This is a genomic window from Pseudomonas sp. SWRI18 (genome assembly GCF_014268345.1).
Classification (GTDB): domain Bacteria; phylum Pseudomonadota; class Gammaproteobacteria; order Pseudomonadales; family Pseudomonadaceae; genus Aquipseudomonas; species Aquipseudomonas cedrina.
Map to the genome: position 1 here is coordinate 118936 of NZ_JACCQQ010000009.1, position 26978 is coordinate 145913.

The 26978-nt window shown below is 62.6% G+C and carries 26 protein-coding genes; 18 read left to right on the plus strand and 8 right to left on the minus strand.

The genetic code is table 11. From position 1 onward, the window contains the following. Positions 1-255 precede the first annotated feature (255 nt). Positions 256-2394, plus strand: coding sequence for a methyl-accepting chemotaxis protein (locus H0Z09_RS12590; RefSeq protein ID WP_186690906.1), 2139 nt, complete (start codon positions 256-258; stop codon positions 2392-2394). Positions 2395-2460: 66 nt separating this feature from the next. Here the strand turns inward: H0Z09_RS12590 and H0Z09_RS12595 are convergent, their stop codons facing one another. Next, positions 2461-3423 carry a helix-turn-helix domain-containing protein gene (locus tag H0Z09_RS12595; protein ID WP_186690907.1) on the minus strand — a complete coding sequence of 321 codons (963 nt, stop codon included), beginning with the start codon at positions 3421-3423 and terminating at the stop codon, positions 2461-2463. A 213-nt stretch (positions 3424-3636) separates the two neighbouring features. Between H0Z09_RS12595 and H0Z09_RS12600 the strand changes: the two genes are divergently transcribed. The 3 genes from H0Z09_RS12600 to H0Z09_RS12610 all read left to right on the plus strand — a co-directional run bounded on the left by H0Z09_RS12600 (position 3637) and on the right by H0Z09_RS12610 (position 7167). Continuing rightward, the gene (locus tag H0Z09_RS12600) at positions 3637-5013 is read left to right on the plus strand and encodes an aspartate aminotransferase family protein (protein WP_186690908.1); all 1377 of its coding nucleotides are present in this window, start codon (positions 3637-3639) and stop codon (positions 5011-5013) included. Positions 5014-5051: 38 nt separating this feature from the next. Next, positions 5052-6506 (plus strand): aldehyde dehydrogenase family protein, encoded by a 1455-nt coding sequence (locus tag H0Z09_RS12605; protein WP_186690909.1) that lies wholly within the window; start codon positions 5052-5054, stop codon positions 6504-6506. A gap of 97 nt (positions 6507-6603) precedes the next feature. After that, positions 6604-7167, plus strand: a complete 564-nt coding sequence (locus H0Z09_RS12610; protein ID WP_186690978.1) for a cytochrome b — start codon at positions 6604-6606, stop codon at positions 7165-7167. Positions 7168-7276: 109 nt separating this feature from the next. Here H0Z09_RS12610 and H0Z09_RS12615 read toward each other — a convergent pair whose 3' ends face one another. From H0Z09_RS12615 to hpaA, 6 genes are all read right to left on the minus strand, one after another. Next, the gene (locus H0Z09_RS12615) at positions 7277-8731 is read right to left on the minus strand and encodes an amidase family protein (protein WP_186690910.1); all 1455 of its coding nucleotides are present in this window, start codon (positions 8729-8731) and stop codon (positions 7277-7279) included. Between the two features lie 10 nt (positions 8732-8741). Beyond that, entirely contained in the window at positions 8742-9974 is a 1233-nt protein-coding gene (locus H0Z09_RS12620; RefSeq protein WP_186690911.1) for an MFS transporter, read from the minus strand. Positions 9975-9984: 10 nt separating this feature from the next. Then, positions 9985-10917 carry a transporter gene (locus H0Z09_RS12625; RefSeq protein WP_076954021.1) on the minus strand — a complete coding sequence of 311 codons (933 nt, stop codon included), beginning with the start codon at positions 10915-10917 and terminating at the stop codon, positions 9985-9987. Between the two features lie 68 nt (positions 10918-10985). Next, on the minus strand, positions 10986-11978 hold the full coding sequence (locus H0Z09_RS12630; protein WP_186690912.1) for a helix-turn-helix domain-containing protein: 993 nt from the start codon (positions 11976-11978) through the stop codon (positions 10986-10988). Positions 11979-12141: 163 nt separating this feature from the next. After that, a complete protein-coding gene (gene hpaR / locus H0Z09_RS12635; protein WP_057722527.1) occupies positions 12142-12564 on the minus strand; it encodes a homoprotocatechuate degradation operon regulator HpaR in 423 nt (140 codons plus the stop codon). Positions 12565-12727: 163 nt separating this feature from the next. Further along, on the minus strand, positions 12728-13633 hold the full coding sequence (gene hpaA / locus H0Z09_RS12640) for a 4-hydroxyphenylacetate catabolism regulatory protein HpaA (RefSeq protein WP_186690913.1): 906 nt from the start codon (positions 13631-13633) through the stop codon (positions 12728-12730). 173 nt (positions 13634-13806) lie between these two features. On the opposite strand from hpaA, the gene H0Z09_RS12645 reads away from it, so the two are divergent. From H0Z09_RS12645 to hpaI, 8 genes are all read left to right on the plus strand, one after another. After that, a complete protein-coding gene (locus H0Z09_RS12645) occupies positions 13807-14481 on the plus strand; it encodes a fumarylacetoacetate hydrolase family protein (RefSeq protein ID WP_186690914.1) in 675 nt (224 codons plus the stop codon). Further along, positions 14478-15248: a fumarylacetoacetate hydrolase family protein gene (locus tag H0Z09_RS12650; protein WP_186690915.1), complete on the plus strand. Its 771-nt coding sequence runs from the start codon at positions 14478-14480 to the stop codon at positions 15246-15248. Before H0Z09_RS12645 ends, H0Z09_RS12650 begins: the two co-directional genes overlap by 4 nt. A gap of 5 nt (positions 15249-15253) precedes the next feature. Further along, on the plus strand, positions 15254-16714 hold the full coding sequence (gene hpaE / locus H0Z09_RS12655) for a 5-carboxymethyl-2-hydroxymuconate semialdehyde dehydrogenase (protein WP_186690916.1): 1461 nt from the start codon (positions 15254-15256) through the stop codon (positions 16712-16714). 72 nt (positions 16715-16786) lie between these two features. Beyond that, positions 16787-17644 (plus strand): 3,4-dihydroxyphenylacetate 2,3-dioxygenase, encoded by an 858-nt coding sequence (hpaD, locus tag H0Z09_RS12660; RefSeq protein WP_186690917.1) that lies wholly within the window; start codon positions 16787-16789, stop codon positions 17642-17644. A 45-nt stretch (positions 17645-17689) separates the two neighbouring features. Next, positions 17690-18082, plus strand: coding sequence for a 5-carboxymethyl-2-hydroxymuconate Delta-isomerase (locus tag H0Z09_RS12665; protein WP_186690918.1), 393 nt, complete (start codon positions 17690-17692; stop codon positions 18080-18082). 51 nt (positions 18083-18133) lie between these two features. Further along, a complete protein-coding gene (locus H0Z09_RS12670) occupies positions 18134-19438 on the plus strand; it encodes an MFS transporter (protein ID WP_186690919.1) in 1305 nt (434 codons plus the stop codon). 12 nt (positions 19439-19450) lie between these two features. After that, positions 19451-20254 carry a 2-oxo-hept-4-ene-1,7-dioate hydratase gene (gene hpaH, locus H0Z09_RS12675; RefSeq protein WP_186690920.1) on the plus strand — a complete coding sequence of 268 codons (804 nt, stop codon included), beginning with the start codon at positions 19451-19453 and terminating at the stop codon, positions 20252-20254. A gap of 15 nt (positions 20255-20269) precedes the next feature. Then, positions 20270-21073 (plus strand): 4-hydroxy-2-oxoheptanedioate aldolase, encoded by an 804-nt coding sequence (gene hpaI / locus H0Z09_RS12680; protein ID WP_186690921.1) that lies wholly within the window; start codon positions 20270-20272, stop codon positions 21071-21073. Between the two features lie 212 nt (positions 21074-21285). Here hpaI and hpaR (H0Z09_RS12685) read toward each other — a convergent pair whose 3' ends face one another. After that, positions 21286-21708 (minus strand): homoprotocatechuate degradation operon regulator HpaR, encoded by a 423-nt coding sequence (gene hpaR / locus H0Z09_RS12685; RefSeq protein ID WP_186690922.1) that lies wholly within the window; start codon positions 21706-21708, stop codon positions 21286-21288. 238 nt (positions 21709-21946) lie between these two features. Between hpaR (H0Z09_RS12685) and H0Z09_RS12690 the strand changes: the two genes are divergently transcribed. The 6 genes from H0Z09_RS12690 to H0Z09_RS12715 all read left to right on the plus strand — a co-directional run bounded on the left by H0Z09_RS12690 (position 21947) and on the right by H0Z09_RS12715 (position 26823). Beyond that, a complete protein-coding gene (locus tag H0Z09_RS12690) occupies positions 21947-23245 on the plus strand; it encodes an FAD-binding oxidoreductase (protein WP_186690923.1) in 1299 nt (432 codons plus the stop codon). A gap of 31 nt (positions 23246-23276) precedes the next feature. Beyond that, positions 23277-23642 (plus strand): cupin domain-containing protein, encoded by a 366-nt coding sequence (locus H0Z09_RS12695; RefSeq protein WP_186690924.1) that lies wholly within the window; start codon positions 23277-23279, stop codon positions 23640-23642. Positions 23643-23701: 59 nt separating this feature from the next. Next, positions 23702-24361 carry a LuxR C-terminal-related transcriptional regulator gene (locus H0Z09_RS12700; RefSeq protein ID WP_186690925.1) on the plus strand — a complete coding sequence of 220 codons (660 nt, stop codon included), beginning with the start codon at positions 23702-23704 and terminating at the stop codon, positions 24359-24361. An 84-nt stretch (positions 24362-24445) separates the two neighbouring features. Continuing rightward, positions 24446-25267 carry a molybdenum cofactor biosynthesis F family protein gene (locus tag H0Z09_RS12705; protein ID WP_186690926.1) on the plus strand — a complete coding sequence of 274 codons (822 nt, stop codon included), beginning with the start codon at positions 24446-24448 and terminating at the stop codon, positions 25265-25267. Beyond that, positions 25260-26060 carry an SDR family oxidoreductase gene (locus tag H0Z09_RS12710; protein ID WP_186690927.1) on the plus strand — a complete coding sequence of 267 codons (801 nt, stop codon included), beginning with the start codon at positions 25260-25262 and terminating at the stop codon, positions 26058-26060. Before H0Z09_RS12705 ends, H0Z09_RS12710 begins: the two co-directional genes overlap by 8 nt. Beyond that, positions 26053-26823 carry an SDR family oxidoreductase gene (locus tag H0Z09_RS12715; protein WP_186690928.1) on the plus strand — a complete coding sequence of 257 codons (771 nt, stop codon included), beginning with the start codon at positions 26053-26055 and terminating at the stop codon, positions 26821-26823. The genes H0Z09_RS12710 and H0Z09_RS12715 overlap by 8 nt, the downstream gene beginning before the upstream one ends. Positions 26824-26978: the final 155 nt, after the last annotated feature.

Sequence of the window (26978 nt, forward strand, 5' to 3'; positions counted from 1 at the left end):
GCATCGCACCAAACCGACAGGTTCCTACCCTCCTGGCCGATTTGGGATAACGAGGCGCTTGCGCAGTCAGGCATGCTAGGTTCAGCCCTGTTCCCGGCTGCCAGCCATGCCCTTTGGCGCTGCTGGTCATACTCGCGCAAGCTTTTGTCATGAATAGGTGACGTCAGCCGATGCAGTGACACCTCCAATAAAAAATCGGTGGCCGCAAACTAACCGATGATCGATCAACACGCTGTTCACCTGTGAGATAGCCAAATGCTCGACGCCCTTTCCATCCGTTTGAAATTCGTCCTTTTGTCCGGTTTGTGCCTGCTCGGCGTGATAGGCCTCATCGTCGGCATGAATCTCTACCAAGGCAATCAGAACAACCGGTTGATCAGCACCTCGAGCAGCAGGATGCTGACCGAAAGCGGCGAAACCCTGCTGCTGGCCAGGGCCGCGGAGCAGGCGACGAACCTGCAAAGCCTCTTCGGCAACAGCCTGCAGATCATCAGCGCTTTTTCCGACCAGGCGGCCAATTTACGCACCATGGCCGCCCAGCGGGGGTTGGCGGCCGCTGCATTGCGTGAAGAGCTGAACCTCGCACTCAAGACGACGTTCGAACGCAACCCGCAGGTTCTGGGGCTTTGGCTGGTTTACGAACCTGATGCGCTGGATGGAAAAGACCGTGAGTTCGCCAACGACGCCGCACGCGCCTCCAACGAAACCGGACGGTTTGCCAGCGCCTGGAATCGCGGCGCAGGCGAAGCGATGAATATTCTGATCTCTGAAGGCGACTTGCAGAAAACCGAACTGAGCATCAGCGGCACGCCTTACAACAGTTGGTACACCTGCCCGCGAGACACCCGACGCACCTGCCTGATGGCCCCCTACGCAGACACCCAGGCCGGCCAGGTTCAACTGATGACCACGCTGTCGATGCCTCTGATCGCCGATGGCAAGGTCGTCGGCACCCTCGGGGTCGACCTCGCGCTCGGCGCTCTGCAAGCTGCCGCGAGCGATGCTCAACGTACGCTGTTCAACGGTTCAGGGCGCATGCTGATTGTTTCCGACAGTGGTGTACTTGCCGCTTACAGCGCCGACGCGAGCCAGATCGGCAAAGACATCAGTGTTCCTCTGGCAGAGGAAGGCAAGGCGGTGCTGACGGCATTGAAGCAACAAAAGCCCGTAGTGCTGGCACGTGACGAACTGATTCGCGCTGTCTACCCCGTTGCTCCGATACCCGAAACGGCGGCGTGGGGAGTGGCTATCGACCTGCCAAGAGGCGTTCTGCTGGCGGACTCAATGAAGCTTCAGGCCTTGCTTGACCAGACGCAAACCCGCGACACACTCGAGTCGCTGCTCGTCGCCGTCGGCGCAGGGCTGTTGGGCCTGCTGCTCATCTGGCTCACCGCCTCCGGTGTGACACGCCCCATCAATAGTGTCGCTCGGATGCTCAAGGCGATTGCCAGCGGCGACGGCGACCTGACCCAACGATTGGATTACCGCAAGAAAGATGAGCTGGGCGAACTGGTGAACGGCTTCAACCGGTTTCTCGACAAACTGCAACCCACCATCGCGCAACTCAAGCAGAGCATCACCGCTGCGCGCGGCACCGCCGACCAGTCTTCGGAAATCGCGCGTCAGACCAGCGAAGGGATGCAGGTGCAATTTCGCGAGATCGATCAACTGGCAACCGCTTCCAACGAGATGAGCGCCACAGCCCACGAAGTCGCCAACAGCGCGTCAAACGCAGCCTTGGCGGCCCGGGGCGCAGAGCAGGCGTCCAGGGAAGGCATCACCATCATCGAGCGAAGCACCCGCGACATCAACGCGCTGGCCAGTGAAGTCAGCAAGGCCGTGACGGAAGTCGAAGCCCTGGCGGTGAACAGCGAACAGATCGGCTCGGTGCTGGAAGTGATCCGCAGCATCGCCGAACAGACCAACCTGCTCGCCCTCAATGCCGCGATCGAGGCCGCGCGGGCCGGGGAAAGCGGCCGAGGGTTCGCGGTGGTTGCCGACGAAGTTCGCAACCTTGCCAAGCGAACCCAGGACTCGGTAGAGGAAATCCGCCTGGTGATCGAGCGTATCCAGACCAGCACGCGTGGTGTAGTGGCAACCATGCACTCAAGCCAGACCCAGGCCCAGAGCAACGCCAGCCAGATCCATCAGGCCGTGGAGGCGCTCGGTAAAATCAGCGACGCGGTTACGGTGATCAATGACATGAACCTGCAGATTGCAAGCGCGGCGGAAGAGCAGAGCGCGGTGGCCGAGGAGGTCAATCGCAACGTCTCGACCATCCGCGGCGTGACCGAGACACTGACTGAACAGGCCGCCGAGTCGGCACAGATCAGCAATCAGCTCAACGAACGGGCCAACCAGCAAATGAAACTGATGGACCAGTTCCGCGCATAGACCGTGGAGCGCATCGACCGCACTGCCGGGCCAGGCGTACGCTCAGCTGCGCCGCCGCACGGGTGCTCAGGCGTGCGCACAAATAGGGATGGCAGCGCGAGGGGTGTGGGACGGTAACTCTGCAAACAGCGCCTGGTACTCTTCGGCAAAGTGGCTGAGGTGGTAGAAGCCCCATTGGGCGGCGACATCACCAATCGAGAGGTGGGACGCGAGGGTACCCATCAGGGTACGGCGCACACCGTTGAGCCGGACCGAGCGCAAGTAGTTCAGCGGCGTGGTCTCGGCCACCGAGCGGAAACTGTTTTGCACGGTGCGCCGACTCACCTGCAGGCGTTGGCACAATTCGTTAACGCTGGGCACGTTGATCATTTCGGCAGTCGTCAGCCGGTGGCATTTCTCGACAATGAAGCTGCGCGTGGAACTCGGACTGCGTTGCTGCTTGTCACAGGCCGGGTCGGTAAGCAATTGCAACAACTCACCGAGCAAGGCCCGTTCCAGCCCCTGCTCACGCGCGCTGTCGAGTTCGTCATCGACCTCAGCCAGGGAAAGCATCGCGAGCAATCGAAGCCGAGCCTGGGTGAAGCGCTGGGCGGACACGCGGATCACTGGCTGGCGCAGCAACCGACTGATCTCACTGGCCGCCGCCGTTTGCGCCAGTGCCTGCTCGAACCAATCGCGTTCGAAAGTGATGGACAGCAGCTCCATGCCCATCGGCATATGGAACATGAACTCCTCGCCCCCTTGCAGAAAGAACAGGCTGCTGTCATCCACTTCGCGCCCCTGCATGCGCGTCGAACCCGGCACGCTGATCGGCACGGCGAAGCACATCTTGCTGCGCGGCGCCACACCGCGCTGCACCACCCGCTGGTTGATCTGCTCGCGGAAAACGTGGCAACGCGCAGTGGTCAGCTGCATCAGCGTACTCTCGGCCAGGCCGGCGGTTAACTGGCTGTAATCCTGGTTCCACTCCTGGACGGTGGCCGCATGGACATGGATATCGCGAAAATGGCTTATGTGGTGGTTTCTCATAATGTGCGAAAAGCCTCTGCCAATTTTTGTTTTTAGTTCGCATTCCTTTGCGATATTCGCACAAAGATCAAACCCCGCGAAATTTCTTCTCAAAATCCTCTTTGTCGAAAACTGCGCACGGGCCGATTCATCTATTTGCCGATTCGGGCTAACGGTCAAGGACACTCCATGAGAATGATCCACACACTGAAACCGCTACCCAGAGAGTGCGTCATGATTGAGTCCAAACTAGAATCCCTGCACTTCGCAGATGCCCCGCGCATTATTTCCAGCACCCTGCCCGGCCCCCTGACCCGCGAGGCCCTGGCGTTGTCGGCGAGTACCGAATCGATGGCGCGTGGCGGCGGCCGCATGCCTATCGCCATGGACCGCGCGTTCGGCGCGACCTTCAAGGATCCCGACGGCAACACCTTCATCGACCTGTCCGCGGGCGTGGGCGTGAGCAGCGTCGGCCGCTGTCACCCGCAGGTGGTGCAAGCCATCCGTGAACAGTCCGAAGTGCTGATGCACGCCCTGGAAATCAACAGCACCCGCCGCACCGAACTGGCCGCCAAGATGTCCGAGATCGCGCCCGACGGCCTGCGCGGCGACTGCATCACGTTCTTCACGCAAAGCGGCAGCGATGCGCTGGAAGCTGCGATCAAGTTCGCCAAACGCATTACCGGGCGCCACCAGATCCTCGCCTTCCACGGCGCCTACCACGGCGTGTGGAACGCCTCCGGCGCCCTGACCACCGGCACAGCCTACCGCAAGGGCTACGGCCCGATGATGGGCGGCGTGATTCACGCCCCCTACCCATACGCCTACCGCTTTCCCTTCGACACCACGCAAAAAAGTGCCGAGCAAATTGCCGGCGACTACGTGGACTATCTGCTGAACAGTCCTTACACCGCCGCCGATGACGTGGCTGCCGTGATTGTGGAACCGGTGCAAGGCGAAGGCGGCTACGTGCCGCCCTCCCCCGAGTTCCTGCAACTGTTGCGCAAGGCCTGCGACCGTGCCGGCGCGTTGCTGATCGTTGACGAAGTACAGTCCGGTGCGGGCCGCACCGGCAAGATGTGGGCGGTCGAACACTCTGGTGTGAAACCCGACATGCTCACCTTCGGCAAGGGCATTGGCAGCGACCTGCCGATGGCCGGGCTGATCATGCGTTCGGACCTCGCCGCCCAGATTCCAGACGGCTCGATGCCCAATACCTTTGCCGCCAACTCGTTGTCCGCGGCCGTGGCGTTGACCAATATCAGTATCTTGCAGGACCCGGAACTCGGCCTGCTCGGTCGCGCCCACACCCTGGGCCTGGAAGCGCAGGAACGTATCCGTGGGTTCAACAGCCCGTTCGTCGGCGAAGTCCGCGGCCGCGGTTTGATGATCGGCATCGAACTGGTGGAAGACGCCGCCACCAAGACACCGCTCGAGGGCGCCAAGATCGGCCAACTCATGGGCTACCTGATGAACCACGGCGTACTGATGATCCCCTGCGGGCGCTACAGCAACGTGATGCGTGTGATGCCCTCGCTGACGATCACGCGCTCGCTGTTCTTCAAGGCGCTGGACATCTTCGGCGATGCCCTGGCTTCCCTCAAGGCATGAGGCCTGTCGCCTCCGACCCATCACGCATGGACATCCACATGACTCAGCACCTGAACCACTTTATCCAGGGCGCGCCCTTCGAAGCCAGCGACGGCGCGCGCATCCCCCTTATCAACCCCGTGACCGAACAGGTGTACGGCAGTTGCGCAAGCGGCACCGCCGAGGATGTAGACCGGGCCGTGACAGCGGCGCGCGCCCAGCTGGAAGGTGGCGCCTGGAGCCGGCTTGACGGCGCCCAGCGCGGCCGGCTGTTATCCAAACTCGCTGACCTGGTGGAGCGCGACAGCGAATCACTGGCCGACATGGACGCCGACGCCATCGGCCGTTCTCCGCTCGAACCGCGCCGGATGGACCTGCCCAACGCCATCGCCAACCTGCGTGCCGCCGCCGGCTGGGCCAACCAGCTTGAAGGACGCACCATTCCCACCGGCGGCTACTTCGGTCGCAAGACCCTCTCGTACACCGTACGCGAGCCAGTGGGCGTCGTGGGCGCCATCGTGCCGTGGAATTCACCGCTGATGATCACCGTGTGGAAGCTCGCCGCATTGCTGTCGGCGGGCTGCACCGTGGTGATCAAACCTTCGGAAGAAACCCCGCAATCGGCCCTGCATCTGGCGGCGCTGGCGCAGGAAGCGGGATTTCCAGACGGCGTGATCAATGTGGTCACCGGTTACGGTGCGCAGGTGGGCCGCGCCTTATGCGAACACCCGCATGTGGCCAAGATCAGTTTCACCGGCAGTCCCGAGGCTGGGCGTGAGATCCAGCGCACCGCGGGTGTGCTGTTCAAGCGCGTGGCGCTGGAACTGGGCGGCAAGAGCCCGCAGATCGTGTTCGACGACGCGTCTTTCGATGAGGCGCTGTTCGGCTGCACCCTGGGCCTGTTCGCCAACCAGGGGCAGATCTGTGCCGCCGGCTCGCGCATCCTGGTCCAGCGCAGCCTCGCCGAGAGATTCGCTGGTGCACTGGCCGACGCCGCGCGCGCGGTCAAGGTCGGCGACCCTCGCCAGCCTGACGTGCAGATGGGGCCGGTGGCCAAGAAAGCGCAATTCGATCGCGTCAACCGTTACATCCAGCTCGGTATCGACCAAGGCGCCTCGCTGCTGGCCGGCGGCGTGTCCACCCCTGACCGGGGCTGGTTCGTACGCCCGACGATTTTTGCCGACGCCCGCAATGACATGGCGATCGCCCAGGACGAGATCTTCGGCCCCGTCGGTACGGTGATCACGTTCGACAGTGAAGAAGAGGCCGTGACGCTGGCCAACGACTCTGCCTACGGCCTGGCAGCCACGGTGTGGACCACCGACCTGGCGCGCGCGCACCGCGTGGCCGCAGCCGTAAAGGCCGGCGCCATCGGCGTCAACTGCTGGAGCCCGCTGGACGCCAACCTGCCGTGGGGGGGCGTCAAGGCCAGCGGCATCGGCCGCGAAGGCGGGCTTGGCGGCGCGCTGGCCTACACCGAGGAGAAAGTGATCACCGTGCTGCTGCCCGCCTAGAACAGTCACTGCACCTGCCACCCTCTCGACCATGGTCGCAGAGGGTGGAATTCAGCCGTGCGTTTTCGATGCCTTGATGATCAATGAAGAGACTGCGATGAACACCCAAAAACAAGCGACAATTGATCGGTATCCCGTGTCCCTGCGCATCCTGCATTGGGTGCGCGCCGTGGTTATCGCCGGCCTGCTCTGGGCCGGCTGGCACATGACCGGGCTTGATGATGAAGTGGTGGGTAAATACACACTCTATTATCCGTGGCACAAATCGTTCGGGGTGCTGGCGTTTCTGCTGGTGCTGGCGCAGATCGCCCTGCGTGTTCGCACCCCCACCCTTCCGCAGCCACCGCAAACACTGGCGGCGCATGAGCGTTTCCTCTCACGTTTTGTACAACGCTCCATGTACGTGCTGATCGTGGCCGTCCCGTTGATGGGATACTCGATGTCAAGCACCTACACCATGAGCGACGGTGTGTTCTTTTTCGGTGTGAACCTGCCGGAGCTGCTGGCGAAGAATGACGATTGGTTCGTCGTGTTCCAAGGGCTGCACAAAGTGCTGGCCTATACCTTATTGGTGTTGATCGTGCTGCATATCGCGGGCGCGCTCAAGCACCGGTTCTTCGACCGCGACCCTCGCAACAATGTATTGCGCCGCATGTTGTAAATGGATAGGCCGCTGATCCCCGTTCGTGATCACGCGGCCATCCGGTGCGAGCGGGCGGGCACAAACGCCTTGACGCCCCATACGGCGCTACCGCTTACACCAACCAGACTCACACCCCGCAGGCATTCACCGGCGGCACACGCCCGCGCCAGGGTTGGGCGCGCTCCAGCTGGGCGGCGAGTGCTAACAAGGTGCTTTCTTCGCCAAAGCGACCGGCGAAGTGTGCCCCCATCGGCAAGCCGGCAGCGCTCCAGAACAACGGCACCGACATCGCCGGTTGCCCGCTGGCATTGAACAGTGCCGTAAACGGTGAGTAGCTGTGGAACCGTTCAATCAGCTCTTCCAGGCTCACGCTATCGTCTTGCAGGTCCAGCTCACCGATGGGCACCGGCTCGCGTGCCAGGGTTGGCGTGAGGATAAGGTCGTAATCCTGCATGAACACCGCCAACTGCCGACCCAAGGCATGAATCCACTCCACCGCACCGGCGTACTGAGCACCCGTTACATCGCCCTTGCTGCGCAAGATAATCCGGGTTCGGGCTTCCAGTTCCTCAGGCTGCACCGCGAAACCGCGCATCTGGCCCAGCACGTCGACATAGTGGCGGGTACTTGCACCGATGATCGTGAAAACCTGGTCGAGAAATTCCGGCAGCGCAACGGGCAAGCTGACCGGCTCAACGTGGTGGCCCAGGGATTGGCATAACATGGCGGCCTGGCGAACAGCGTCGACGCTCGCGCGGGAGGTCGGCCAAGGCCCGAGTTGTTCAACCAACGCGATACGCAGGGGCCGAGGGTCACGCTGCAGCGCCGCGACATAGGGCTGCATCTGCGTGGGCGCGGCATACGGTGCGCCCAGGTCGATCCCCGCGGTGGCATCCAGCAGCGCGGCGCTATCGCGTACCGACAAGGTAATGGCATGGGGCGTGCCCATCCCGGCCCAGCCCTCGCCGATCATCGGTCCGGAAGGCAGCAGCCCACGGCTGGGTTTTAAACCGAACACGCCACAGCAGGACGCCGGCACGCGTAAGGAACCGCCGCCATCGTTGCCATGGGCGAAAGGCACGACACGCGCCGCCACCAGGGCCGCCGCGCCGCCGCTGGAACCGCCGGCGCTGTGCTTGGTGTTCCATGGGTTGCGCGTGGCGCCAAAGCGACTTGATTCGGTGGAGTACGAAGTGCCAAATTCCGGCGAGGTACTGGTGCCGACAATCACACAACCGGCACGGCGCAAACGCGTCACCAGTTCCGCGTCGAAGTCGGCGCGAACGCTTCCCTGCGCCAGGGAACCATTGGTCATGGCCGCGCCGTTGACCGGCGAAAACAGGTCCTTGATCAAGGTCGGCACCCCGGCAAACACCCCTTCACCGGGTCGTGCCGTGCGTGCGGTTTCACGTGCCGAATCGTACAGGCGCTCGGCTACCGCGTTGAGCTGCGGTTCGACCCGCTCGATTCGATCGATCACCGCCTCCAGCAGTTCGCCGGGCTGTATGGCGCCGCGCCGGAGCCACTCGGCCAATCCCGTGGCGTCCTCGGTGTCCAGCAGGTTATGGATGTCCATGTGCATGTCCTCTTGATTACGAATGAGTTGAGCCCAACGTGCGGTTAACCGCCTTGCGCCGCGCTTGCAGGCCGGCCAGCACCCAGGCCAGGGCCGAAACCACACTGGCGAACGCCAGCCACTGGATGGAAACGCGCAGGTCGCCCGAGTAGACAGTGAACAGCGCCACCACCAGTGGGCTGACAAATTGCCCGACATACAGGCAAGCGGTGAAGCCGCCCAGGCCGCGCCCACGGGTGCTGGCGCTCAGGGCATTCATGACCGGCGCCATCGCGTTGGGCACCAGCAGCCCGGCGCCCAAGCCGTGAATCAATATGGCCAGCAGTAGCGCGTTGTAGCTTTGCCCGCGCATCAGCAGCCACAGCCCCAGGCCCATCAACGTCAGCAACACTGCATTGCAACCGGGGATACCGATGCGACGGCGCAGCAGCGGCCAGGCCAACGAACCGCCCAGGGTCGACAGCAGGCTCAGGCCCGCCGACAGCCCGATCATGGTGCTGGACGTCACGCCCAGGCCGACCAGCAGAACCGGCGCCTGGATCGGCACGACAAACGTCAGGACCATACCGCTGAGAATCAGCAGGTAACCAAGCACCAGGGGCAGGACCGCCACCCGCCCCTCGTCCGGCACGTCGATTGGCTGCCGGCTGGCTGCAGGTTCCCACAGCACTTTCATCATCACCGGCACCAGCAGCAATGGCAGCAGGTACAGCAGAAACGGCTGGCGCCAGGAATGCTCACCCAGCGCCCCGCCCACCACGAAGAACAGCGCGCCCACCAGGCCGATGGTCACCACTTGCCGATTGATGTAGCGCATGCGTTCCTCGCCGTGCCAATAGTCGGCGATCAGCGCGGCGCAGCAGGTCATGACCGCGGCTTCGGCGCAGCCGAACAACAGGCGTACGCCGACGATGGTCGACAAGTTATCCAGCACTGCCGGCAGCGCGCCGAGTACGGCATACAGCAGGGTCGCGATGATCAGCAAGGCCTTGCGCCCGACCCGGTCGGCCAACCACCCGGCCAACGGCGCGCACACCGCAATCGCCAGTGCCGGCCCGGTGACCACCAGCGGCACCAGCAAGTCGGCGTGCGCGTCCAGCGGGCCGAACTCGGCGCCAAGCTTGGGCAGGACCGGTGCAACCATGACCGCCCCCATGATGGTCAGGCTGCTGCCCAGCATCAGCACCAGCCCTTCACGGCGCCCGGTGGCTTGGCGAGGGTGTACGGAATCAGAACGTAATGGGTTCATGGTCAGCCCCTTAGAAACTATGAGAAATGCGCAGCGCCACGGTGTAACCCTCGGCGCGGTTGCGGGCGTCGGTTTCCTTGTAGGCATGCAGCCAGATGGGTGGCAGGCCGGGCTTGAAGTAACTCACCGCCGGCCCGACGGCCAAAACCCGTGCGCGATTGCCGGACTGCAACCCCGGCGCGTCGTCGTCGCTGAACTGGCGGTAGTAATAACCGCCCAGGCCCAGGGTCCATGGCCCCACATGCTGGCCCACGGCGAATTCATGGCGGTACTCGACGCCGCTTTTGTAGTCGGTCGCGGGGTTGCGGGTATTGACGTCGACTTCAAAGCTTGAAGACACCTCCAAGCCACTGTCGGTGATGTAGGTGGCGTTGACGATCGGCGAGAACGTCCAGTGATTGAGCCCCGGCGAAATCAGGCGATTCTTGTCATAGTCACCGGTGGGCATCTGGATCTGCAATTGCGTATTGATGAACAGATTCGGCGACAGGTTCCACTGCAGGATCACCGGCAGCAACTGCACGTCGGCCATTCGGAATGGATCGGCCTCCAGGCTCAGCGGCCCGACCGGCGTCGGCACCTTGACGGAAGCGTCCATCTTGAAAAACGGCACCACCGCGCCGAAACCATACTGGGCGCCCAGCACGGTGTGATCCGTCATGCGCATATAGGCGACGCCGATAGACAACACATCCAGCGAGAAGTGGTTGTCGACGGTGCGCCCGTGGCGGTCCTTCTGCACGTTGGCCGAATAAAATGCCGTTCGCAGCCCCAGTGTGCCGAACGGTGTGGCCGGCGGCATCATCCCCGCGCCGAAATCGTAGACCCCGACGGCGGTGGTCGGCGCACCGTTCTCGGTGGCCTGGGCGCCGGCGCAGCAGCCGAGCAGCCCCAGGGTGAACAGCGTCATGCGTGCGGCGTTTGCATTATTGTTATGAATCATCGAATGCCCCTCCCATCAAGTGGTGTGGGCCATCCTATGGAGCAGCCTCGTGAGCGGGTTATCCGTTTTCAGCAGAGTTGAGTACGCCGCAGGGTCTGCGAAGGGCTTTCGCCAAACATGGTGCGGTAATCGCCCGAGAACCGGCTCAAATGCCAGAACCCCCAGCGTGCCGCCACTTCCTGTACGCCCTGGGACTGCGTGCTCGTACGCAGTTCACGACGCACCGCATTGAGGCGCAATGCACGCAGGTAGGCCACCGGATTGATCCCCAGGGTTTCCTGGAAACAGTACTGGAGTTTGCGCCGACTGGCGCCGATGTGGTTGCACAGGTCGAGGATCGACAAAGGCTCGTCAAGGTGGCCCAGCGCATATTCGCGGGCGCGGTCGACCATCCTTTTACGCGCGGTGGGGTTGAGCGGTGGCGCTTGATCCGGCGCGATCAATTCCAGGATGTGCAGCATCACCGTATCGCGTATGCCGCGGCGGATCGAGTCGTGCCCGAGCAACGCATCCCGTCCCTGGTCGCAGCGCGACAGTTCATCGAATAATGCCGCGAGTTCATGTTGCACGGACGAGTCGCCCAAGCGGTAACACTTGGGAAGATCGGTAATTCGAAAAGCGCTGCCCTGACGTTCCAGCACATGCTCCAGCACACGCTCGTCAATCGCCACGCTGAGCAGGTCAAGGTGCTGGGGCGTGTGCAGCTCAGGCAGGTTGTGCCCGTGGGCGACCAACAGGCTGGGCTCGTGAATCGGATGCCCCGCGCAGTACACCGGGCCTTGCGCACTCAACGGCAAGCTGAAGGTAATTGCGCCGTCCCAGGCCGCTCCGCTCTTGATCATGGCTTGATTAGAGCGGTCGCGGGCCAGTTGCATCCAGTCCGAACGGAACTCGATCAACTCGCCTTCAAAGACGCCCGGCGATAACTGATCGTAGCGGACCTGCCAGCCGCGCATGTTGCGCGCGTGCTCATCGATATCACTCGTCAGGAAACGCTGGAGGGGCGACGTCGACTGCACGCGCTTGGAGACCGCAGGTATCAGCTGATTATTGTTGTTCATGACCCGACCTTTTTCAGTTGCAAGGCTTACAGGTCAGCTACAACGCAAGTTTCATTCCGAATTCAGGGTGGGTCGTGAATGTGTGCCGAAAATGGATAGTGGAGCGGGCGATCACACACCGTCTACAGATGAACACGTTCACCTATTAACTAATTTTTTCGCATCAAGGCTTTATATTCTTCAGCTCGTTGAGCAGGCCCAGCAGTTGCTCCATTTTTTGCGCGCCAAACTGTTCCTCGATCTTGCGGTAGTTGCTTTCCATGCCTTCACTCATCGACACGAAGCACTGCTGGCCGCGCTCGGTGAGGCCGACGAACACCCGTCGCTGATCCTGGCTGGACTTCTGCCGGCGCACCAGTCCATCGCGCTCCAGGCGGTTCAATACACCCGTCATGCTCGGCTTCAGAATGCACGCCTGCTGGGCAAGTTGATGGCTTTCCAGCTCTCCCTGCTGGCGCAGTATGCGAATCACCCGCCACTGCTGTTCGGTCAGTTCATGCTGGTTCAGCGCAGGACGGAAAAACGCCATGGCCGCTTCACGGGCTTGCAGCAAGGTCAGGGTCAACGAAGGTCGGGGGTTAGCCATATCGGCACCACGTGGATGAGCGAGTCGGCAGCTTAGTGTCGCCGGCCAGCGCGCGCAAGCCTGTGAAAAGTGCAATCGGTTCCGCGTAAAAGCCATTCTGCCGGCCTGCCGGGCCGGTCATGCTGGCCCTTACAAGATCAAGGCGAAATCCCCCATGCCTGGCTCAACGCAAACCCAATTGCCGTTGGCGATACTCCCCTGGAGTGAGCTGTGCGTAGCGCTGGAAAAAACGGCTGAAATAGGCCGGGTCCTTGAACCCGAGCTGGTAGCAGATTTCGTTGGCGGAGCCACCCGTGAACAACAACAGGCGCTTGGCCTCCTGCATCAGGCGCTCCAGGATCAGGCGCTTGGACGGCAGGTCGGCGATGCGTCGGCACACATCGTTGAGTCGCGCCTGCGTCACGCCGATGCCTTGCGCATACCGCGACAACGGCCAGTGCTGCAGGTAGTGCGCTTCGATCAGTTCGTTGAAACGGTGGAAAATCTTCAAGTCTTCGTGCCGCGCCGGCGTAGCCTTCAACGAGTGGGAGCACAGCCGCAACAGGCTCACCATGATCAAGCGCGTCAAGCTGTCCAGGGCGGCGCCATGCCCTGGGCGCTTGGCGTCCACCTCTTCGCTCAATTCGTCGAACAGAAAATCCAGCCGGCGTATTTCATCCGCGTTGTGCGGCCCCAAATGCGCCAGCGCGACACACGCCGCCGGCAGCTGCGCGCCGGCCGGTGCCAGGCTGGGGTCGGTCTCGATCAATTGCCAGACCAGTTGCTGACGCACCGTCAACACGTGTCCGTCACTGTCGGCCTCGGTCACGAAGGCATGCGGCACGGTGGGCGGCGTAAGGAAGAACATCGGCCCCGACTCGACGTACTGCTGGTCGTCCAGGTACACCCGCACTGCGCCGCTTTTGACGTAATGCACCTGGAAGAACCGGTCATGCCGGTGCACCGGCATGTTGCGTCCGAAGAAACCCGCCAGGTTGGCCAGCCGGTCGTAATGCACCTGCGCGTCGCTGTAGCGCTGGTCATAGACCTGGCCGATGTTGATGTTCGGGATGGGTTGACGGTCGGTCATCGCACGCTGCTCGTTTTTTTTGTGATTGCGGTGGTGCTCATCCTGCACCGAATCGCGCGGCGCAACCATCGCGAGATGAGTGTGCCACCCTTGACGATAGTTAACATCTTAATTATAACTGTTAACACATTAACAATATTCGGAGCCGCCCCATGGCTCTGCCAGGAGAAAGCATGAGCCGTGCCTTGCATGACGTCGCGACCGGCACTCTGTTCGGTGTCGCACTGAACTACCAGGGGCTGCTCAAGCAGCGCCTCGCCGAATTCGAACAGCCGCCGTATCAAAAGCCGCCGGTCAAACCGGTGCTGTTTATCAAGACGCCCAATACCCGCAATCAGCACGGTGCCGAGGTTGTGCACCCAGGCCCGGGCGAACGCTTGCAACCCGGCCCGGCCCTGGGCGTGGTGATGGGCAAGAGCGCCAGCCGTGTGAGCGCGGCCGAAGCCCTCGATTACGTGGCCGGCTACACCATCGTCAATGAATTCAGCCTGCCGGAAGACAGCTACTACCGCCCTGCCGTCAAAGCCAAATGCCGTGACGGTTTCTGTGCCGTCGGGCCTGAGCTGATCCCTACTGCACAGATCAAGGACCCGCACAGCCTGGCGATCACGCTGTACGTCAACGGCGAGGTTCGCCAGCAAAACGGCACCGCTAACTTCGTGCGCAACATTGCGTTGTTGATCGCCGAAATCAGCGAGTTCATGACCCTGCACGCAGGCGATGTACTGATCACCGGCACCCCTGAAGGTCGCGTGGATGTGCTGCCGGGTGACAGCGTCGCCGTTGAAATCAGCGGGCTGGGGCGTCTCGTCAATCACATCGTGGCCCAGCCGCAGGAGCACTCATGAAACACGCCCGTATCCGCTTTGAAGGCGAAATTCACCGCGTTCAAGTCGAAGACAACAACGCCGTGCGCCTGGCTGACGGCCGCCTGCTGGCCGAAGAACAGGTGCAATGGCTGCCACCGGCCACCGGCAGCATGTTCGCCCTGGGCCTGAACTACGCCGACCACGCCGCCGAACTGGCGTTCAAACCGCCCACCGAGCCGCTGGCGTTCATCAAATCCCCAGGTACCTACACCGGCCACAACCAGGTGACCTGGCGTCCGGATAACGTCGCCTACATGCACTACGAGTGCGAACTGGTGGCCGTCATCGGCAAAGCGGCGCGCAACGTCAAGCGCGAAGACGCCCTGGATTATGTGGCGGGTTACACGGTGTGCAACGACTATGCGATTCGTGACTACTTGGAAAACTACTATCGGCCCAATCTGCGCGTGAAAAACCGCGACGCCACCACGCCGGTCGGCCCATGGATCGTTGATGTGGCCGATGTGCCGGACCCGAGCAACCTGAAGCTGCGCACCTGGATCAACGGTGAACTGCGCCAGGAAGGCAGCACCCGCGACATGATTTTCGACATTCCCTACCTGATCGAATACCTGTCCGGCTTCATGACCCTGCAGCCCGGCGACATGATCGCCACCGGCACGCCCGAGGGCCTGGCCGATGTGGTGCCCGGCGATGAAGTGGTGGTGGAAGTCGAAGGTGTCGGTCGCCTGGTCAATCGGATTGTCAGCGAAACGGCGTTCTTCAACGCCCGTAAAGAGGCTTGAGCAGCATGATCAAACATTGGATCAACGGCCGTGAGGTCGAAAGCAAAGACGTGTTCGTCAACTACAACCCGGCCACCGGCGAAGCTATCGGCGAAGTCGCCAGCGGCGGTGCCGACGAAGTGGCGCAGGCCGTGGCGGCGGCCAGGGAAGCCTTTCCGAAGTGGGCCGGCACACCCGCCAAGGAACGTGCGCGCCTGATGCGCAAGCTCGGTGAACTGATCGAACAGAACGTGCCGCGCCTGGCCGAACTGGAAACCCTCGACACCGGCCTGCCGATTCACCAGACCAAAAACGTATTGATCCCGCGCGCATCGCACAACTTCGATTTCTTCGCCGAAGTCTGCACGCGCATGGACGGGCACAGTTACCCGGTCGATGACCAGATGCTCAACTACACCTTGTACCAGCCGGTGGGGGTGTGCGCGCTGGTCTCGCCATGGAACGTGCCGTTCATGACGGCCACCTGGAAGACCGCGCCGTGCCTGGCGCTGGGCAACACCGCCGTGCTGAAGATGTCCGAGCTGTCGCCGCTGACCGCCAACGAACTGGGGCGCCTGGCCGTCGAAGCCGGCCTCCCCAACGGCGTGTTGAACGTGATCCAGGGTTACGGCGCCACGGCGGGCGATGCGTTGGTGCGCCACCCCGACGTGCGGGCAATTTCCTTCACCGGCGGCACGGCCACCGGCAAAAAGATCATGCAGACCGCCGGCCTGAAAAAGTACTCCATGGAACTGGGCGGCAAGTCGCCGGTGCTGATCTTCGAAGACGCCGACCTGGAACGTGCGCTGGACGCGGCACTGTTCACGATTTTCTCGCTCAACGGCGAACGTTGCACCGCCGGCAGCCGGATCTTTATCCAGGAAAGCGTTTACCCGCAATTCGTGGCGGAGTTTGCCGCGCGCGCCAAACGCCTGATCGTCGGCGACCCGCAAGACCCGAAGACCCAGGTCGGCTCGATGATCACCCAGGCGCACTACGACAAGGTCACCGGCTACATCAGGATCGGCCTCGAAGAAGGCGCCACGCTTCTGGCCGGCGGCCTGGAGCGCCCGGCCAACCTGGCGGCGCACTTGAGCAAAGGGCAGTTCATTCAGCCGACGGTATTCGCCGATGTGAACAACAACATGCGCATCGCCCAGGAAGAAATCTTTGGCCCGGTGGTGTGCCTGATTCCGTTCAAGGACGAAGCGCAAGCCCTGCAACTGGCCAACGACACCGAGTACGGCCTGGCGTCCTACATCTGGACCCAGGACATCGGCAAGGCGCATCGTCTGGCCTATGGCATCGAAGCCGGCATGGTGTTCATCAACAGTCAGAACGTGCGCGACCTGCGCCAGCCGTTCGGCGGGGTGAAAGGTTCCGGCACCGGCCGTGAAGGCGGCCAATACAGCTTCGAGGTGTTCGCCGAGATCAAGAACGTGTGTATTTCGATGGGCAGTCATCACATTCCACGCTGGGGCGTCTGACCTGTGTGAGGGAGCTTGCTGCCTCATCACCCGAAGCCGCTCAAACAAGAATAATCAATCAGGAGAATCATCATGGGCGAAGTCGTCCTGGCCGCGAAAATCTGCCACGTTCCCTCGATGTATTTGTCGGAGCTGCCCGGCAAACACCACGGCTGCCGTGAGGCGGCGATTGCCGGCCACAAGGAAATCGGCCGGCGCGCGCGCGAACTGGGCGCCGACACCGCGGTGGTGTTCGACGTGCACTGGCTGGTCAACAGCGCCTACCACGTCAACAGCGGCGAGCACTTCAAGGGTATCTATACCAGCAACGAGCTGCCGCATTTCATCAAGAACATGGCGTACGAGTACCCCGGCTGCCCTGAGCTGGGCGAGCTGATTGCGGCCGAGGCCAACGCCGCCGGTGTGCGCACCCTGGCCCATAACATCCCTAGCCTGGAGCTGGAATACGGCACCCTGGTGCCGATGCGCTACATGCACATGGGCGTGCCGGAGGATCAAACATTCAACGTGGTGTCGATTGCCGCCTGGTGCGCCTGGCATCGCCTGCAAGACAGCTTCACCTTCGGCGCCGCCGTCCGCCGGGCCATCGAAAAAAGCGACCGCAAAGTCGTGGTGCTGGCCTCGGGGTCGTTGTCGCACCGTTTCTCGGACGATCGCAATGCCGAAGCCAATATCCATAACTGGACGCGCGAGTTCGACAAACAGGTCGACCTGCACGTGGTGGAACTGTGGCGCCAGGGCCGCTGGAAAGAGTTCTGCGCCATGCTCCCCGACTACGCCGAGCACTGCTTCGGCGAAGGCAAGATGCACGACACCGCCATGCTTCTGGGTTTGCTCGGCGGGCCGGATTACGCCAAACCTGCGCAGATCATCACAGAACCCTTCGGCAGCTCGGGCACCGGGCAGATCAACGCTATTTTCCCTGTTTGACCGCATGGCCGCCCGGTATCCCCGAGCGGCCTGAAGGAGCCGTTCATGCCCCACTTTATCGCTGAGTACACCGACAACATCGAACAGCAGGCGGACCTGCCCGGCCTGTTTGAAAAAGTCCACGCCACCCTGGGCGACAGCGGCGTGTTCCCGCTGGGCGGTATCCGCAGCCGCGGTGTGCGCCTGGACACCTGGCGCATGGCCGACGGCAAGCATGACTACGCCTTTATGCACATGACCCTCAAAGTCGGCCATGGCCGCGACCTGGCGACACGGCAGGCAATCGCCGAAAAACTCTTCGAGGTGATCACCGCGCACTTTGCCGAGCTGCAAGCCCAACGCCTGCTGGCCTTGTCGTTTGAAATGATCGAACTGCACGAACACCTCAATTTCAAGCAGAACAATGTGCATGCCTTCCTCAAGGCACAGGTGAATTAACCCGCCCTGCCCGTTCGTTCCATCGGCCTCTCAAACAAAAAGTATAAAACCATGAGCACAGCCAATACCGCCGACACTTCCACTGCCGTCGCCCGCGACCGCACCCACAGCGCCATCACTTGGCGGCTGATGCCGCTGTTGCTGATCTGTTACCTGTTCGCCCATCTCGATCGCATCAACATAGGCTTCGCCAAGATGCAGATGAGCGCCGACCTCAACTTCAGCGACACCGTCTATGGCTTCGGTGCCGGCCTGTTCTTCGTCGCCTACGCACTGTTCGGCGTGCCCAGCAACATGGCCCTCGACCGCGTCGGCCCCAGGCGCTGGATCGCCACGCTGATGGTGGTGTGGGGCGCCTTGTCGACCTGCATGTTCCTGGTCGACAGCGCGACGGGCTTCTATGTGTTGCGCTTTTTGCTCGGGGTCGCCGAAGCGGGTTTTTTCCCAGGCATCCTGGTGTTCCTGAACCGTTGGTACCCGGCTGGTCGGCGTGCGCAAATCACCGCCTTGTTTGCGATTGCGGTGCCTATGGCCGGGGTGATCGGCGGGCCGCTCTCCGGCGGCATCCTGGAGCACTTTCATGCGCTGGGCGGCCTGCGCGGCTGGCAGTGGATGTTCGTGATCGAGGGCGCGCCGGTCATCCTGCTCGGGCTGGTGGTGCTCAAGTGCCTGCCGGACAGCTTCGAGAGTGTCAGCTGGCTGACGGCTGAGCAAAAACAACAGCTGCGCGAGCAACTGCACAGCGAAGAACAGCGCAAATCCATCACCTCGTTCTCCGCCATTCTTCGCAACCGACAGGTGTGGCTGCTGGTGGCGGTGTATTTCGCGGTGATGCTGGCGGTCAATACCCTGGCGTTCTGGATGCCGACGCTGATTCATGGCGCCGGGGTCGGCAGCGACGGCAAGGTCGGCCTGCTCAGTGCGGTGCCGTACCTGGCCGGATGCTTTTTCATGATCGGCTGCGGGCGTTCGTCCGATCGGCACCGCGAACGCCGCTGGCACCTGTGCGTGCCGTTGCTGATGGCCGCCGGCGGCATCGCCATCGCCGGGCTCGCCCCTGCCAACCCGGCCCTGGTGCTGGGCGGCCTGATCATCGCCGGCATGGGCGCCAGCGCCGCGTTGCCGATGTTCTGGCAGTTGCCCCCGGCGTTCCTGTCCAACCACACCCAGGCCGCCGGCATTGCCTTGATCAGTTCCTTCGGCAGCATTGCGTCGTTCTTCGCGCCCTACCTCATAGGCTGGATGCGCGACACCACCCACAGCGCCAGCCTGGCCCTCTACGCCCTGGCAGTGCTGATTGCACTCGGCGGCTTGCTGGTGCTGCGCACCCAGGCAACTGTCGTCAACCCTCACTAAGAGACCCTTGCCATGCTTGATCAACAGCTTATCCAACAAGCCGCCGCACGCCTCGACCAGGCGGAACGCTCACGGGAGCAGGTACGCCAGTTTTCCCTGGAGCACCCGGCGATCACCCTCGATGACGCCTACGCCATCCAGCGCGCGTGGGTAGCCCGCAAAATCAAGGATGGGCGCAAGCTGGTCGGCCACAAGATCGGCCTGACCTCCCGCGCCATGCAGGTGTCCTCCAATATCACCGAGCCGGATTACGGCGCGCTGCTGGACGATATGTTTTTCGAGGAAGGCACCGACATCCCGTTCGAGCGCTTTATCGTGCCGCGCGTCGAGGTCGAGTTGGCGTTCATCCTGGGCAAACCCTTGAAAGGCCCTAACGTGACCGTGTTCGATGTGCTGGACGCCACCGAATGGGTGATCCCGGCGTTGGAGATCATCGACGCGCGCATCCAACAGGTCGACCCGCACACCAAGGCGACCCGCAAGGTGTTCGATACCATCTCCGACAACGCGGCCAACGCCGGCGTGGTGATGGGCGGGCGCGCCGTGCGCCCTACCGAGATCGACCTGCGCAACGTGCCGGCGGTGCTGTACCGCAACGGTGTGATCGAAGAATCCGGCGTGTCGGCCGCCGTGCTCAACCACCCGGCCAAGGGCGTGGCCTGGCTCGCGAATAAGCTGGCCGCCTATGACGTCACCCTGCAACCGGGGCAGATTATCCTGGGCGGCTCCTTTACCCGCCCGGTGGCGGCCAACCCTGGCGATACCTTCCATGTCGACTACGATATGCTCGGGTCGATTGCCTGTCGTTTTGTTTAAGCGGAGTACGGCTCGATGGATATGCCTGTCAACACCTTCAAACAGCGCCTGCACAGCGGTGAAGCCCAGATCGGCCTGTGGCTGGGGCTGGCCGATGCCTACTGCGCGGAACTGGCCGCCAATGCCGGCTTCGATTGGTTGCTGATCGACGGCGAACATGCGCCCAACGATCTGCGCGGCATGCTCGGCCAGCTCCAGGCCGTGGCGCCCTACCCCAGCCACCCGGTGATTCGCCCGGTCATCGGCGACACCGCGCTGATCAAGCAAGTGCTCGATATCGGCGCGCAGACGCTGTTGGTGCCCATGGTCGAAAGCGCAGTGCAGGCGCAGGAACTGGTGAAAGCCATCCACTACCCACCCAACGGCGTGCGCGGCGTCGGCAGTGCGTTGGCCCGCGCTTCACGCTGGAACAGTATCCCCGGCTACCTCGACCGCGCCGATGAGCAAATGTGCTTGCTGGTGCAGATCGAAAACCGCGAAGGCCTGGCCAACCTGGACGCCATTGCGGCCGTGGACGGCATTGACGGTGTGTTCATCGGGCCGGCGGACCTGAGCGCCTCGATGGGCTTTCGCGGCAACCCGGGGCACCCTGAGGTGCAGGCGGCGATCGAAGACGCCATCGCCCGCATCCGCAAAGCGGGCAAGGCCGCCGGCATTCTCAGCGCCGACCCGGTATTGGCGCGGCGTTACATCGAGCTGGGCGCCGCGTTTGTCGCGGTGGGCGTAGACACCACGGTGCTGATGCGTGGGCTGCAAAGCCTGGCGGCGGCGTTCAAGGGTTCACTGGCGCCTGCAAGCGCGGCCGGTGCTATCTATTAGGTAGTGCGAACGAAAAGTGACCTGTAGAGAGGGAGGCCCCCGGTGGCGAGCGGGCTTGCCCCGCGTTGGGACGCGTAGCGGCCCCAGTAAAGCCACCGCGGTGTGTCAGGTAGTTGAGGGTGTCAGGTCTTGGGTCTGCTGCGCAGCCCAACGCGGGGCAAGCCCGCTCGCCACAGGCCTATCTGACCGGCATTGCAGTCGGTTCACCCGCCTCAGCGCTTGAGGGTTTTAAGCTCGTTGAGCAAGGTCAGCAACGTCTGCAACTTCTCCTCGCCAAACCCCGCCTGCAAGCGCTGGTAATTGGCTTCCATGCTCTGACTCATCGAATCGAAGCAGGCTTGCCCCTTCCCGGCCAGCCGCACCAGCACGCGCCGTTGATCCTGTTGCGCCTTACGCCGCTCAACCATGCCCGCCGCCTCCATACGCACCAGCACGCCGGTCATGCTCGGCTTGAGGATGCACGCCAGCTCCGCCAGGCGGTTGATCTCCAACTCTTCGTGCTGGCTCAGGATCCGAATGACTCGCCATTGCTGCTCGGTCAGCCCATGTTGATTGAGCGAAGGACGAAAAAAAGCCATGGCGGCTTCACGTGCCTGGAGCAACGTGAGGGTCAAGGATTGGCGCGGCTTGGACATGGGCAGTGGCGTCGTAATTAGTTAACAGATTAACAACATTCTAGCATTGGCCACTGATCGCCGTATGCCGCTTTACATCCGGGCAGGCTTGATGGCTGACAGTGGCAGCCACGGTCAAAAGCGTCGGCACACAGAATCAAGACACCTACCGCTCGGAAGGCACTTAATAGCGCCCAACAGGCACAGAGCCTCAACCCGACTCTGCAGTGAGTTCTCCTTCACTTTTCCAGGCTGCGCCATGATCACTATCGAAACGCCTACCTACTATTCGGCAACCAAGAAATACAACCTCAGTTTCCCGACGCTCGAACAGGACGTGGAAGCCGACGTGGTGGTGATTGGCGGCGGTTTCTCCGGTATCAATACCGCGCTGGAACTCGCTGAAAAAGGCACCACCAACATCGTGGTACTCGAGGCGCGTTACCTGGGCTTTGGCGGTACCGGCCGCAACGGCGGGCAGATCATGGCGGGTATCGGCCATGATCTGGAAAAGATCAAAAAACAAGTCGGCGACGAAGGCCTGCGCCAGATCTTTGAAATCAGCGAGCTGGGCGCCGGTATCATCAAGGACCGCATCGCCAAATACTCGATCGACGCCGACTTCTGCCACGGCTACGGCTACATGGGCTTCAACGCCCGCCAGGAAAAAACCTTGCGCGCCTGGGAGAAAGACTTCAAGTCGATCAATACCAAGGACGAGATCCGCTTCATGGCGGGGTCTGAGGTCAAGCAGATCATTGGCTCCGACGCCTACACCAGCGCGTTGCTGCACATGGGCGGCGGGCATGTGCACTCGTTGAACCTGCTGCTGGGCGAAGCCAAGGCGCTGGCCGGCCACGGTGTGCATATCTATGAACACAGCCCGGCGCTGGAGGTGAGCTATGGCGAGCGCATCACTGTGCGCACCGGTCGAGGCTCGGTCAAGGCAAGCAAATTGCTGTGGGCCTGTGACAGTTTCCTCAACAAGCTTGAACCCGAGTTGCACAAGACCACCGTCAATACCTACGCCTTCCAGTTGATGACCGAACCGCTGTCGGACGAAACGATCAACCGCATCAGCCCGATACGCGGCGCCTACAGCGATATCCGCCCGGTGATCGACTACTACCGCGTCACCAACGAAAACCGCTTGCTGTTCGGTGCCGCCACGCCGTTTGTCGAGCACATCCCGCTCGACCTCAAGGCCTGGAACCGCCAGCTGATGCTGAAGATTTTCCCGTATCTCAAGGACGTCAAGATCGACCTGGCCTGGGGCGGGCCGATGGCGACCGGCGCCAACCTGTTTCCGCAGATCGGCACGCTGAGTGGGCGCCCCAACGCCTTTTATGTGCAGGGCTACGCCGGTTTTGGGGTGACGCCCAGCCACATCATCTGCAAGGTCCTGGCCGAGGGCATGAGCGAAGGTTCTTCGCGCTACGACCTGATCAGCGCGGTCAAGCATGCGCAGATCCTCGGCAAGGACCATATCCGCCCACTGCTGCTCACCGCCGGCAAAAGCCTCCACCAACTGTCAGGCTACTTCAACGGTCGCCGTTGATTCCCATTCTTTCCATCACAGGAGCACCGCCATGCCCGTTACAACGCTCAACAAAGATATCCAACTGTCGGACCTCGACGCCTGGGGCACCGTTGCCGACCTCGGCTCCGAGATCCTCGAAGGCGAGGTCAAGGCCTTCGGCAAGATGACCTATGGCGCCCCCACCGACGCGGTCAGCAGCGCCTATTTCGGCACCACCCAAGGCAAATTCCGCATGGTCTACCCGTTCGCCGAACAGGCCACCGTGGTCACCGGCGAAGTGATCCTGACCGACGAAAGCACCGGCCAGAGCACCCGCTACAAGGCGGGCGACAGCTGGTTCGTGACCAAAGGCACACCGGTGCTGTGGGAGGTGGTCAGCGACAGCTTCGTGAAGCACTATTTTGCGGTAGTCTGATCGCTACTGGCTGCCGGTTTGGGCCGGCAGCGTTTTTTCCCCGGCGCAGGTAACCGACCATGCACGCCATCCCCGCTCAGGAAGTCGCCGGCCATTGCCTGCAGGCTTTCACCCGTCTCGTACCCGCCAGCCTGGCGGCGTTCTATTGTGTTGACCGCCAGCTGCAAGCCCGTGATTTCAGGCTGCAGGGCATGAGCGGCGAGATGCACCGCGACTACCTGGATAACTACCGCCAATTCGATCCCTTGCAGCCGCGCAATTGCCTGTCCACTGGGCTGGCCGTAGTGCCGTTGGGGTTGGCCATGGCCAGGCAGCCGCTGCGTGACAGCCGCCGCTATCGCGACTTTCTGGCTCGCTACGGGGTGGTCGATGTGGTGGAGATCGTCGCCCATCGCGCCGACCAGCCCCAGGCCGCCATCTCGTTACTGCGCACCGCTGAACAAGGGGTGTTCACCCCCGACCAATTGGCGCAACTGAATGCCTTGCAGGCGTTGCTGCAAATGGCCGTGGCCAATATGCAGCCCGCTGACGACGCGTTGGCCGGGTTTACCCCCAGGGAGCGCCAGATCGCCTGGTTGCTGCGCCAAGGCGCGAGCAACAAACAACTGGCCCTGGAGCTGGACGTCGGCCTGCCTACGGTCAAAACCCACCTGATTCACCTGTTCCGCAAGGCAGGCGTCAGCAGCCGTACCGAGCTGGTGGCCGCGCTGTTTCTTTAAGCGGGCTCAACCATTCGGTTGATAGGCGCGCGCCCTTCCCCGCCGCATGCTCCGGGTTGTCAACTCAACCCTTGGAGCCCTGCAATGACCACCCCATCCGACTGGATCACCGTTGGCGCCCTCGCCGACGGTTTCGCGCCAGAAGCGTTCATCCTGCCCAACCTGGCCGACCTCAACGGCAAGACCTTCACGCTGTACTTCGCCAACGGCTGGCAGATCGAGCACCGTTTCGACGCCGCCACGCTGCACTGGAACGCGGCCGACGGTCACTCGAGTGGTTCGGCCGCGTACCGCGCCACGTCGGTGCGTCCGGGCCTGTACCTGATCGACTTCATCAAGCACGAAGCCGGGCAAGCCTGGTCGATCAGCCTGGTGCTGGATACCGCCACGTCGTCGTTCACCGCCGTGATCGGCAGCATGCCGAGCCGCGAACATACCGAACAAGGCCTTTATAGCCGCGCCCTGGCCGGCAAGGCGCTGACCTCGGTTGAAGTGCAGTTCCTGCAGGGCAGCCTGAATCAACCCTGGCAGGCCGGCCATTGCCCCCACGCGCCGACCCAGGAGCTGACCGGGTTGCGCAACCTGTATCGCTACAGCCCCAGCGAAGTCTACGAGCACATCTACCTGAACGATCAGTTCTATTCCTGGCAGTGCCTCAAGGGTGTCGAACAGGGCCTGTGCGACACCGATCGCTGCCACTACTACAAGATTGCCGACCAGCTGTACCTGTTCGTCTGGCGCGAAAAAATCATCCCGACCCTCGGCCTCGTGCTGATCGACCTGCAACAGCACCGCAGCGACGGCAAGATCTTCGGTTATGCCGGTGCGTCCTTCGATGCGCTGTCGAACTTTCCGGTCAGCTCCTACTGCCAGGTCCTCAACCGCACGGAGTATCCCGATGCCTGATCCACGTACCGTGGTCATCACCGGTGCCGGCACCGGCATCGGTGCCGCCTGCGCGCGGCTGTACGCCGCCGAGGGCGCCAACCTGGTGCTGATCGGCCGGCGTCGCGAGCCGCTGGAACAGGTCGGCGCAGAGACCGGTGGCCTGGTGCTGGTCGGCGACGCAGCCAGCCCGGACATCTGGGAAGGCTTCATTGCGCAGATTCGCGCGCGCTACGGCCGACTCGATGTGCTGTTGGCCTGTGCCGGCGGGCATGGCGTGGGCAGCGCCAGCCAAACCAGCCCGGCCACCTGGGAGGCGGCGTTGCGCAGCAACCTGGACAGCGCGTTCTACAGCGCCCGCGCCTGCCTGCCGCTGCTGATCGAGAGCGCCGGCTGCATCGTGCTGCTGGGCTCCATCGCGTCGCTCGCCGCCGGGCCCGAAGTGTGCGGCTACACCACCGCCAAGCATGCGCTGCTCGGGCTCAATCGTTCACTGGCGCGCGACTATGGGCCACGTGGCGTGCGAGTGAACACGGTGTGCCCGGGTTGGGTCACTACGCCGATGGCCGACGAGGAAATGCAGCCCTTGATGCGTTTCCACGGCGATACGCTGCGCCAAGCCTATGCCCGCGTGTGCGCCGACGTACCGTTGCGACGCCCCGCCAGCGCCGAAGAAATCGCCAAGGTATGCCGTTTCCTCGCCAGCCCCGACGCCTCGATCATCACCGGTGCCAGCCTGATCGCCGACGGCGGTTCGAGCATCGTCGATGTGCCGACCCTGGCCTATGCCCATATGGAGCAGCCCCATGTCTGAAGACCTCGATTTCAGCGGCAAAAGCGTGCTGGTCACCGGCGGCGCGCAAGGCATCGGCCGAGCCATCGTCGAAGCGTTTGCGCTGCGTGGCGCGCGTGTGATGATCGTTGACCTGCGCCGGCCGCAGGCCCAGGCGTTGGCCGACGAATTGGCAGGACGTGGGTGCCAGGTCGAAGCCATCGAGCTTGATCTGGCCGATGCGGCGGCGGTCTTCGACGGGATCAAGGGCATCGAACGAGACTGGGGGCGCCTGGATATCCTGGTGCACAACGCCGGTTATTTCCCGCTGACTGCATTCGAGCAGATCACCCCCGCCGTGCTGGAGCGCACGCTGGCAGTCAACCTCTGCGCGCTGTTCTGGCTGACCCAGGCCGCGTTGCCGATGTTTCAGCGTCAAGGTGGCGGCTGTGTGTTGGTCACCTCCTCGGTCACCGGGCCACGGGTCGCTTATCCTGGGCTCAGCCATTACGCGGCGTCAAAGGCGGGGGTCAACGGGTTCATCCGCAGTGCAGCGCTGGAACTGGCCGGCGACCGGGTAAGGGTCAACGGTGTAGAGCCGGGAATGATTGCCACGCCGGCCATGGGCAACCTGGGCGATGCCCAGATCAATGCCGACATTGCCAACCGCGTGCCATTGGGCCGGCTCGGCGCGCCGGAGGATATTGCCGGGGCCATGCTGTTCCTGGCGTCGGACCTGGCGACTTACATCACCGGGCAGACCATCATTGTGGATGGCGGCTCGACGTTGCCAGAGGTGAAGTGAGGTCTTTGGGGGTGTAAACCGAATCGATGTGGGAGACCCCGCCAAATCTTCGACTTGGCGCTGTAGCGCATCAAACTGAGGTCTCTGTGGCGAGCGGGCTTGCCCCGCGTTGGGCTGCGCAGCAGCCCCAAAAACCCGGCGCAGAGGAGTATCTG